The organism is Chitinophaga sp. (assembly GCF_036569125.1).
GTDB lineage: Bacteria > Bacteroidota > Bacteroidia > Chitinophagales > Chitinophagaceae > Chitinophaga.
The window spans coordinates 1-9,093 of sequence record NZ_DATCRF010000216.1; the positions used below are offsets into that span (position 1 = coordinate 1).

A 9,093-nucleotide genomic window follows, 5' to 3' on the forward strand; every position below is an offset into this window, starting at 1 on the left:
CATAAAATAAGCATGGTGCGCTGCTTTACCATAATAGGCTTCCAGGATCTGTTTGGATACCACCGTCATTAAATGAGTGGAGCGGTATCCGAAATCGACCCAACGCTCCGGCTGGCCGATGGCTGAATCTACATGGGGCGATGTACCCATATCCGTATTAGCGGTTGCAAACCCTTTTCTTAATCCCTGTGCCAGCTTATCATAAACAATACTGCCGGCGCTTCCGCCATTACCGGTTCCCAGGAAACGGCCGTTCCAGCGGTTGCGCGGCATCCATACCTCTATCCTGATGTTTGATACCGGCGTTGGTTTAAGGATGGCTGATACCAGGCAAAATGCGGGCAGCCCGTCCAGTGCTTTTGCAGCTGCAGCCGGCTGGTAAGATCCGGAATCCACGTATTGAATAGCTGTTATGGTTAACCCGGGTATTCCTAATGCAATGATCTTTTGCCGAAGGTCCTCAATCCCTTGTGCGCTTACAGTATTTAACTTCAGCAAGGTTGCCCCGATTATAAAAGCAATGATAAAGGTTGATCTCACAATAAAATTGTTTTATCCAATATTTATTGAAGATAAAGATCATCCCTCTAATTTTTCACACAATCCCCAAATGCTGCATCACATTATTTACGATCTTATCACAACGGCTCAGGTGGAAATTGTAAACACGCTCTTTCAGATAACCCGTCAAGTTTTCGCGCAACATTGTTTTAGCCCTGTTCAAACGCACCTTTACATTCGGTTCTTCAATATTTAAAACGGCGGATGTTTCCCTTACAGACAGATCCTCCATTTCCCGCAGCACGAAAACAAGGCGGTATTTTTCCGGCAGCTGCGCAATGGCCTGTTCCAGCACGTGACTCAGCTCCTTATTATCTAATTCATTGGCCGGTGTTCTCATACTTATGAAATTATCTGGTTGTTCAAGATTGGAAAGCACACGCATACTTTTCCGTTTCTGCTCATAACACTGGTTCAGCATGATCCTGGTTAGCCAGGTGCCAAATGAGGAACGCTGCTCAAAGCGGGGCAGGTTTTCATAGGCATTGATATAAGCCGTTTGCATCGCATCTTCCGCTTCTGCCTCAATTTCCAGGATAGACATGCCTATCCGGTACAATCGCTGGTTATACTTTCTTATGAGCAGCTCAAAAAGCCGCTTTTCACCCGCAAGGACCCTTGCAATAAGCTCCTCGTCGGACATGGAGTTCGATATAGTACCCGGTTGACCTGTCATATCATTTAGATGAAATCATCCTTAAAAGGTTACATTTTTTGAGAAAAAATCTTCAGCCCTGCAGTATCTAAAAAATTTTGTAACCTTTTAAGATGTCATTGCTCTAAAAGGTGTATCAAAATTAATTTATCATGGCAACTATCAAACAGTTCCAAAGCACCTTAAAGCTCACCTTCGGTCTTGTACCGATCGTAGCAGGGCTGGACAAATTTACCAATTTGCTGACCAATTGGGTTGACTACCTCGGCAATAACAAAAGCATGATCCCTTTTGACCTTATGACCTTTATGAAAATGGTAGGGATTATTGAGATCATTGCCGGGATCCTTGTGCTGGTACGGCCACTCATCGGCGCCTATGTTGTAATGGCCTGGCTGATCTGTATTGCCCTGCAGCTGATCCTCGGCGGTAATTATTTCGATGTAGCCGTGCGCGACCTGGTAATGGCAATAGGCGCATACTCCCTGGCTCAGCTCACTAAAATGCAGACCGTTAGTACCCAATAATTATTTCCTCCGGAAATCAGTGGGGCGTGATTGGGTGAACTCCTGGAAAGCATCGCTGAAAGAGCTGATGGTGAAATAGCCTACCTCATACGCAATATCGCTGATGGGCTTCTGCGTTTTCAGGATCATTTCTATGGCCTTTACCATGCGAATAGTTTTGAGGAACTGCAAAAAGGACAGCTGGATGGTTGACTGGAAGAGCCGCGACATAGAACGTTCACTGATATTAAAGCGGCTGCTCACGCTTTTCAGGGTAAGCCGCTCCCCCATATTTTTTTCCAGGTACCGGATGATCTTTTGCATCTGCTCATTATCCGTTGTCGGCAGGATAATGGGCAGTGCTTTATTATTCAGCTGCGGCAAAATGTTTTTCAGCGCAACCAGGAACTCAAAATTCTCATCCTTATTACTTACATGCCGGCCGTCCCAGCGTTCGGTATAATTGATCATCTGGATCAATAGCTCACTGGCAGGATAAATACCCAGCTTACCATAAAAGGGATTTGCCCCATCCTCCTGCGCATAGAAATACAGCGACCGGAGCACCGTTGCCGAATAACCGATACGCAGAATATGCTCCATACCCTGCGGGATCCAGAAATAATGCCTGGCCGGCACTACATAGGTGCGGTAATCAATGGTAATATAGGCAATCCCCCCTTCCACATAGCTTAGCTGTCCTTTGGTATGCTTATGCAGGGGGATGAGCTTTTCCGATTTCTCGTGCATCACGAACACGCTGTTCTTCTGCTTGTCAATTTCCGGCAGGGCGGCGATCAATCCCATATTATATGTCCGGGCAGCGGCTTTTATCTGCCCCCACAAAGGTAAATATAAATTGGCCGGAATGATGTAAAGATTGTCTTTTTAAGGGAAACATGACATGCATCCGCTTAATACTTTTGCGTCCAGAAATTATGAGCCGCAGAATAAGTACATTTTTAGCCGGTTTGTTATTTGCAGGTTATGCCTATCCCGCCTATGGACAAGCTATCCCTGCTGCAAATGACACACTAAGGATCTCCCTGCCGGAAGCCTGGCGAAAAGCAGAAGCGCACAGCCGCCTGATCGAGATCAAAAGAAAAGCTGCCCAGGCAGCAGATGAAGAAACCCGGGATGCCCGGGCAGAACGCTATCCCGAACTGGGTATCATGGGCAGTGCAGAAAAAGCCACCAATATTCCCATTTATGAACACGGGTTGTTTTCCGCCCCTACCCAGCATGAGGTTATTCACACGCTGTACCGGGTAGGCGCCGACTTTTACCTGAACCTCTATAATGGCAATAAGCTCAATCTAAAAATAGAAGAGGACAAAACACTGCACCAGATCAGTTTGATCAAAAAAGACCAGGCTGTTTCAGATATACATTATAAAACCGCAGCGCTGTACCTGGAGCTGCAGCAATCCCTTATTTTCCGAAACCTGATCACACAGGATATTGCCGACCAGGAAAAGCAGCTCAAAGAGATCCGGGCGTTCCACAAAAACGGAACGGTGCTTAAAAGCGATGTGCTGCGCGTAGAGCTTGACCTGTCCAAACGGAAAATGACGCTGGTAACCATTGAAAATGATATCCTCATTGCCAGTCAAAAGCTCAATATTATCATGGGCGAGCCGGATGAACGGCCCCTGCTGCCTGCTGACCTGAACACTCACCAGGATGAGCATATTTCCTATGAGCAGTACCTGGCAGAAGCCCTGCAGCATTCTTTCGATTATCATATTTCAGCACAGCAAACGGAGCTCAGTAAGATCCACCTGCAGCAGGTAAAAGCCAATGCACGGCCCAAAGCCGGCATGTACGGAGATTTTTACTATGCCAACCCGCAGATCTTTTTATATCCCTATAACCCTTACTGGTATTCGCTTGGCATAGCCGGCATAAAAGCGTCTTTTCCCATCTCAGCGCTGTATCACAATGTACATAAGGTAAGGGCTGCAAAGCTGGAGCTGGAACAGGAAGAAGAAGCCCACAAAGATACAGAAGATAAAGTACGGCAACAGGTGAAAGAAGCGCTGCTGCGCTATAACGAAGCATTGGTGCAGATAGGAGTAGCGGAAGTGAATGTAGCGCAGGCAGAAGAAAATGCGCGCATCACTAAGAACACCTACTTTAACCAAACCTCGCTGATCACCGACCTGCTGGATGCAGATGTGCAGGTGCTGCAAACCCGCTTTGAGCTGGCAGCAGCCCGCATCAGGGCCCAAACCAAATACTATTTACTCCAAAACATAACAGGCGTTCTATAATACAATGAAAAAGAAATACACCGTTACAGACAGGCTGATAACGATCATTACCGGGTGGATGGCAGGCATTATTGTGCTGGCACTCACCGTTTGGGGCATTTACACCTTATGGGGCTATTATACTTACGAGCAAACGAATGACGCGCAGGTAGAGGAATATATTAACCCGGTGATCTCAAGAGCAGGCGGTTTTATTGTTGCCGTAAAATTCGAGGAAAACCAGCTTGTTAAAAAAGGAGATACGCTGCTGATCATTGACAACCGGGAATACATACTGCAACAGCAGCAAACCGAAGCCTCTATAAAAAAATCCGAAGCGCAGCTGCAGGTACTGGAAAGTATGTCCCATACCCTTGAAAAAACGGCCAGCGCTTCCAAAGCACAGATCACGGCTAACCAGGCAAAGGTATGGAAACAACAGCTGGACTATGACCGTTACCAACAGCTGTATAAGGAAGAATCGGCCACCAAACAACAGCTGGAAAACATGAAGGCCACCCTGGATGTTAACACCAGTGATTTCCAGACCGCGCAGGACAATTACCATGCAGCCGCTTCCCGTATAGAAGATATTAAAGCGGAAAAAGTGGTGGTGGCCGCAGAAATTGCCCGCTTAAAAGCCCTGCTGGACCGGCACAAGCTGGATGTAAGCTATACGGTTATCACCGCATCTTACAACGGCCGCATGGGAAGGCGCACCGTGGAAGTGGGCCAGATGATAGATGCAGGGGAAACACTTGCCTTTATTGTAAATGACGAAACGGATAAATGGGTAGTAGCCAATTACAAGGAAACGCAGGTAGGCCATATGCACATTGGCGATTCAGTGAAAGTGATCGCCGACGCTTATCCCGGCCGGCAATTTAAAGGCACCATTATTTCACTGTCGCCCGCTACGGGTTCCAGCTTCTCGCTGCTGCCGCCTGATAACTCTACCGGTAACTATGTAAAGATCGTGCAGCGTGTGCCGGTGCGCATCCGGATCGATGGCAACCGGAAAGATATAGCTATGCTGAAAGCCGGCATGAACGTGAATGTTTACAGGCCCAAAGATCAGCATCATGAATAGCGCCGTTCCTATATTCCGGCGCTGGGCGCCCGAATGGCTCATAAAGATCATTTTGTTCCTGGTGCTGCTGCCCAGCATAGTGCTGTTCTTTCTGCCGCTGGCCAATATCAATGCAGCAGCCGGCTATTATGGCAGCGAGCCGGCGGATATACAATTTGCCGTAGCCCTTTTTTATGCAGGTTATGTGGGCTTTTACAGCCTGGAACGCCGTTTCTTCAGCTACCTGGCTACCCGGGAGTATTTTATCCTGTTCACCTTCCTGCAAATACTTACCAGCTTTATATGCTATCATAGCCATGAGCTTTATATCCTGTTCCCGGTACGTTTTTTCCAGGGCATGCTGTTCTCCAGCACCGTGAACCTTTCCCTGGCCCTGATGTTTACCCGCCTGCACAGCGAACGGGCAAGAGAGGTAAGCTTTTCCGTGTTCTTCGGATTACTGCTGTGCGCCATGCCGTTCAATAATTTTGTAACCGCCGACCTGATCGACGCCTATAATTTCAATATTGTTTATAAAGCTGCGCTGTTCTCTTACCTGCCCTGCCTGATCCTGTTACTGCTCACCATGAACAATGTGCGCTTAAATGTGCGGTTCCCATTGTATAAGCTGGACTGGCAAAGCTTTAGCCTGTACAGCATTATGCTTTGCCTGAGCGGCTACATTATGATCTACGGGCAGGAATATTACTGGCTGGAAGATGCGCGTATAAGGTACAGCGTTATAGCTATTGCCGGACTGGCCGCTTTGTATATACTGCGGCAAAAAGCCATGAAGCGCCCCTATATTGATCTGCGCACGCTCCGGTTCCGCAATTTCAGAATAGGGCTGCTGGTGCTGTTTGTAATGTACATCTGCCGTTTTGCTTCCGGCATTACCAACAGCTTCTTTGCAACGGTACTGCGTTTTGATCCCATGCATGTTTCGTATATCAACCTGCTTAACCTTGCCGGCCTGGTTGCAGGCGTAATAATAGCCTGCTGTATGATCCTTCAGAAGAAGCGGATCCGTTATGTATGGCTGCCGGGATTTCTGCTGCTGCTGGCATTTCATATGCGCATGTTCTTTCTTTTTGATGTGCAGGCCGATGAGCACAACTATCTTATCCCATTATTTATCCAGGGCCTTGGCGTAGGACTGATCATGGTGCCCACGATCGTTTACTCCATTTCTTCCGTGCCGGTAGCATTAGGCGCCTCCGCTTCAGCCATTTGCCTTGCCATACGTTACCTGGGCTTTTGCGTGAGCATTGGCATCATCAACTATTTCGAGCTCTTTGAAAGAAGCCGGCATTACAACGCGTTCCAGGATCACCTGACTAAAATTGATCCCCTGGTACGGCAAAACTTTCACAAACAATCAGGGCAGCTGATCGCCAGAGGAATGCCGCATGGGCAGGCTGCAAAAGCTTCCCATAAATTATTGGTGAATGGCATTAACGGGCAGGGGCAGCTGCGGTTTGCAATGGATTACTATGAGCTGATGTGCTGGCTGATCGTGGGAACGCTGCTGCTCATTGCCCTTTTTCCCTACCTGAACAGGACTGTAGTTTATTTAAGATCACGCAGCCTTTCCCCGGCATAAGCTGCAAATGGCTCCGTCGTTATCGCCCCCCAAAATTGACGCGTTTAACCCCGCTTTAAACGTGCGGATCGGAGTACCTTGGATCTAAATTACAAGATCATGGAAACAGCAATAGTTAGCAACAGGATGCTGGGGATGATAGCCCTGTACGACCTGCAAACGCCTTTTTTTAATAATGTGCTGGATGAGATCTCAGATGAAGATGCCCATAACCGCCTGAACACAAAAGCCAATCATGTTGCATGGCTGGCCGGAAGCCTGGTGCAGCAGCGGTTTGACCTGGCTGAAATGTTTGGCGCAAGCGGGCATAAACAGGCCGCCTACGATCTTTTTAAAGAGAATAAAGGGATCCAGGAAGGCGTTACCTACCCTTCACTGGAATCGTACAAAAAAGACTGGGCATATATTGCTCCCATTTGCAGGGAAGCGCTTGCCAAAGCTACCGATGAAAAGCTGAACAGCATGTTTGAAATGCCCGGCATGCAATTTCCCTTTTTTGACATGGTTACTTTTTCCATGTACCGGGAAGCCAATTGTATAGGGCAAATTGCATTATATCGCCGGTTATTGGGATATGGGGCTATGAAGTATATGTAAGGCTACTCTCTTTCCGCCATTTGAGCGCCTTCAATATTTCCTTAGGTAGGGCATCATTTCAAGGTAAGGCATTCACTAAGCTTTCACCCCCGATGATGCCCTCACCTTTAACCTCGTTTTCAGAATAATCTCCTTTACATCCCCTGCCCCGTTCTCCGCATCCAGCCGGTCCAGCAACAGGCTGATGACCTTGTGCGCAATTTTCTCAATAGGCTGCGCGATGGCCGTTACCGGCGTGGCAAACAGCTCAAAAATATCATGGTCGTCAAAAGAGATCACCGCCAGATCCTGTGGCACTTTCATCTTCAGCTGTGTCATGGCCTTCAGCCCGCAGGAGCCTGCCTGTACAGCGCCAAACAGCACGGCATCCAGCTTCGGATTCGCTGCCAGGAAATCCTTTATCGTTTGCACCATTACTTTTTCATCCGGCGTAAAATCTATTTCCAGCACATAGGGCTTCCATCCTTCTTCTCTAAGCGCATTCCTGTATCCCTTCATACGCCCTTTCATTTGCGTGAGGGTTGAGGAGAACGTAATAAACCCAATATTCCGGTAACCCTGCTTCAGCAGGTAACGGGTAGCATTTTCCGCGCTGAACTCGTTATCAATCACCACGTAATCTGTTTTCACCTTTGCCAGGTAACGGTCAAACATCACCACCGGCATGCCGGCTTTGATCAGCTCATTGATCTCCTTTTCCACTCCCGGGGGCGGAGAAATAATATAGCCGTCCACGTTCCTTTCGCGCAGCACGTTGATCAGCTCTTTCGTTTTTTCCGTATCATTATCCGTACTGCAATAAATGATCCTGTAGCCTTCCTTGTAAGCCTCGTTCTCGATCAAACGGGCGATGGTGGCAAAGAAGGGATCGGAGATGCTTTCCACCATCAGGCCAATGATATGCGACTTCCCTGTTCTTAAACCACGGGCAATAGAGCTGGGCCTGAAGCCCACTTCCTGGATATACTTCTCCACACGCTCCACCAGCTCGCCGCTGATCCTTTTTTCCTGCGCCCTTCCGTTCAGGATAAAAGATACAGCCGTCTTGGATATACTCAGGTCCTTTGCGATATCCTTGATTCTTAGTTTCTTCACAAGTGGTTATTTAAGATCAATAATAAATTAAAATTTAGCCAGCCTTGGATAACTGTATCCGAAAAGCAATATCACCAGGTAACAAACAATTGGAAGATAATAGGCCTCTGCCACGCTATGATTCGCTATGAGCCCCATGAGCGGTGGAAAAATGCCGCCGCCTACCACGCCCATCACAATAAAGGAAGAAGCCTGCTGCGTATGCCTTCCCAGGTCCTTCAGCCCCAGGCTAAAGATGGTAGGGAACATAATGCTGAAAAAGAAATTGATCATGATCAGTGCAATGAACGAGATCCAGCCAAGCTGCTGCGCCACGATAATACACATCAGGATATTCATGCCTGCAAAAACCGCCAGCAGCTTATACGGCGCTATAAAACGCATTAAAGCCGTACCGGCAAAGCGCCCTGCCATCAACATCACCATGCTCAATGAAAAGAAATACCCTGACTTTTCATCACTCAGCTCCATTACATCGTGCCCGTAGTTAATGAAATAAGCCCAGGTGCCGCCCTGCGCCGCCACATTAAAGAACTGTGCTACCGCTGCAAATACAAAGTGCTTACGCCGCAGCAGCTGTTTTATACTACCTGTACTCCCATCGCTTACCGCATGCGCTGTATGCAGCGAAGGTATTTTAATGAACAGGAAAGCAAGCGCCAGCAAAGCGATCACGATCCCGATCACCATATACAGGTCCCTCACAGCCAGCAGGTCGCCGGAATGCTCCTGCCCTGCTTTCAGGATACAATAGC

10 protein-coding genes are annotated in these 9,093 nt (G+C 47.9%); 5 read left to right on the forward strand and 5 right to left on the reverse strand.

What is annotated here, in order from left to right; translation table 11 throughout:
- Both VIM87_RS07650 and VIM87_RS07655 read right to left on the reverse strand, forming a co-directional pair.
- Positions 1-540, reverse strand: a 540-nt coding sequence (locus VIM87_RS07650) for a tannase/feruloyl esterase family alpha/beta hydrolase (protein ID WP_331996411.1), incomplete at its 3' end; no start/stop codon positions are given.
- A 55-nt stretch (positions 541-595) separates the two neighbouring features.
- The gene (locus tag VIM87_RS07655; RefSeq protein ID WP_331996412.1) at positions 596-1,237 is read right to left on the reverse strand and encodes a sigma-70 family RNA polymerase sigma factor; all 642 of its coding nucleotides are present in this window, start codon (positions 1,235-1,237) and stop codon (positions 596-598) included.
- A 131-nt stretch (positions 1,238-1,368) separates the two neighbouring features.
- Here VIM87_RS07655 and VIM87_RS07660 point away from each other — a divergent pair, with 131 nt between their 5' ends.
- Positions 1,369-1,743 (forward strand): hypothetical protein, encoded by a 375-nt coding sequence (locus VIM87_RS07660; protein ID WP_331996413.1) that lies wholly within the window; start codon positions 1,369-1,371, stop codon positions 1,741-1,743.
- Here the strand turns inward: VIM87_RS07660 and VIM87_RS07665 are convergent, their stop codons facing one another.
- On the reverse strand, positions 1,744-2,529 hold the full coding sequence (locus VIM87_RS07665; protein WP_331996414.1) for an AraC family transcriptional regulator: 786 nt from the start codon (positions 2,527-2,529) through the stop codon (positions 1,744-1,746).
- Positions 2,530-2,660: 131 nt separating this feature from the next.
- On the opposite strand from VIM87_RS07665, the gene VIM87_RS07670 reads away from it, so the two are divergent.
- The 4 genes from VIM87_RS07670 to VIM87_RS07685 all read left to right on the forward strand — a co-directional run bounded on the left by VIM87_RS07670 (position 2,661) and on the right by VIM87_RS07685 (position 7,243).
- Complete coding sequence (locus tag VIM87_RS07670; RefSeq protein WP_331996415.1) at positions 2,661-3,995, forward strand: TolC family protein; 1,335 nt, start codon at positions 2,661-2,663, stop codon at positions 3,993-3,995.
- 4 nt (positions 3,996-3,999) lie between these two features.
- Positions 4,000-5,064: an HlyD family secretion protein gene (locus VIM87_RS07675; RefSeq protein WP_331996416.1), complete on the forward strand. Its 1,065-nt coding sequence runs from the start codon at positions 4,000-4,002 to the stop codon at positions 5,062-5,064.
- On the forward strand, positions 5,057-6,646 hold the full coding sequence (locus VIM87_RS07680) for a beta-carotene 15,15'-monooxygenase (protein ID WP_331996417.1): 1,590 nt from the start codon (positions 5,057-5,059) through the stop codon (positions 6,644-6,646). Before VIM87_RS07675 ends, VIM87_RS07680 begins: the two co-directional genes overlap by 8 nt.
- Before the next feature lie 99 nt (positions 6,647-6,745).
- Entirely contained in the window at positions 6,746-7,243 is a 498-nt protein-coding gene (locus tag VIM87_RS07685) for a DinB family protein (RefSeq protein ID WP_331996418.1), read from the forward strand.
- Positions 7,244-7,318: 75 nt separating this feature from the next.
- Here VIM87_RS07685 and VIM87_RS07690 read toward each other — a convergent pair whose 3' ends face one another.
- The gene (locus VIM87_RS07690; protein WP_331996419.1) at positions 7,319-8,338 is read right to left on the reverse strand and encodes a LacI family DNA-binding transcriptional regulator; all 1,020 of its coding nucleotides are present in this window, start codon (positions 8,336-8,338) and stop codon (positions 7,319-7,321) included.
- Positions 8,339-8,365: 27 nt separating this feature from the next.
- On the reverse strand, positions 8,366-9,093 hold a 728-nt coding region (locus tag VIM87_RS07695), incomplete at its 5' end, for an MFS transporter (protein ID WP_331996420.1).

Bases quoted from the DNA above. Each gene is read 5' to 3' on its own strand.
- VIM87_RS07655 (WP_331996412.1), bottom strand. From the start codon at position 1,237: ATGACAGGTCAACCGGGTACTATATCGAACTCCATGTCCGACGAGGAG.
- VIM87_RS07660 (WP_331996413.1), top strand. From the start codon at position 1,369: ATGGCAACTATCAAACAGTTCCAAAGCACCTTAAAGCTCACCTTCGGT.
- VIM87_RS07665 (WP_331996414.1), bottom strand. From the start codon at position 2,529: ATGGGATTGATCGCCGCCCTGCCGGAAATTGACAAGCAGAAGAACAGC.
- VIM87_RS07670 (WP_331996415.1), top strand. From the start codon at position 2,661: ATGAGCCGCAGAATAAGTACATTTTTAGCCGGTTTGTTATTTGCAGGT.
- VIM87_RS07675 (WP_331996416.1), top strand. From the start codon at position 4,000: ATGAAAAAGAAATACACCGTTACAGACAGGCTGATAACGATCATTACC.
- VIM87_RS07680 (WP_331996417.1), top strand. From the start codon at position 5,057: ATGAATAGCGCCGTTCCTATATTCCGGCGCTGGGCGCCCGAATGGCTC.
- VIM87_RS07685 (WP_331996418.1), top strand. From the start codon at position 6,746: ATGGAAACAGCAATAGTTAGCAACAGGATGCTGGGGATGATAGCCCTG.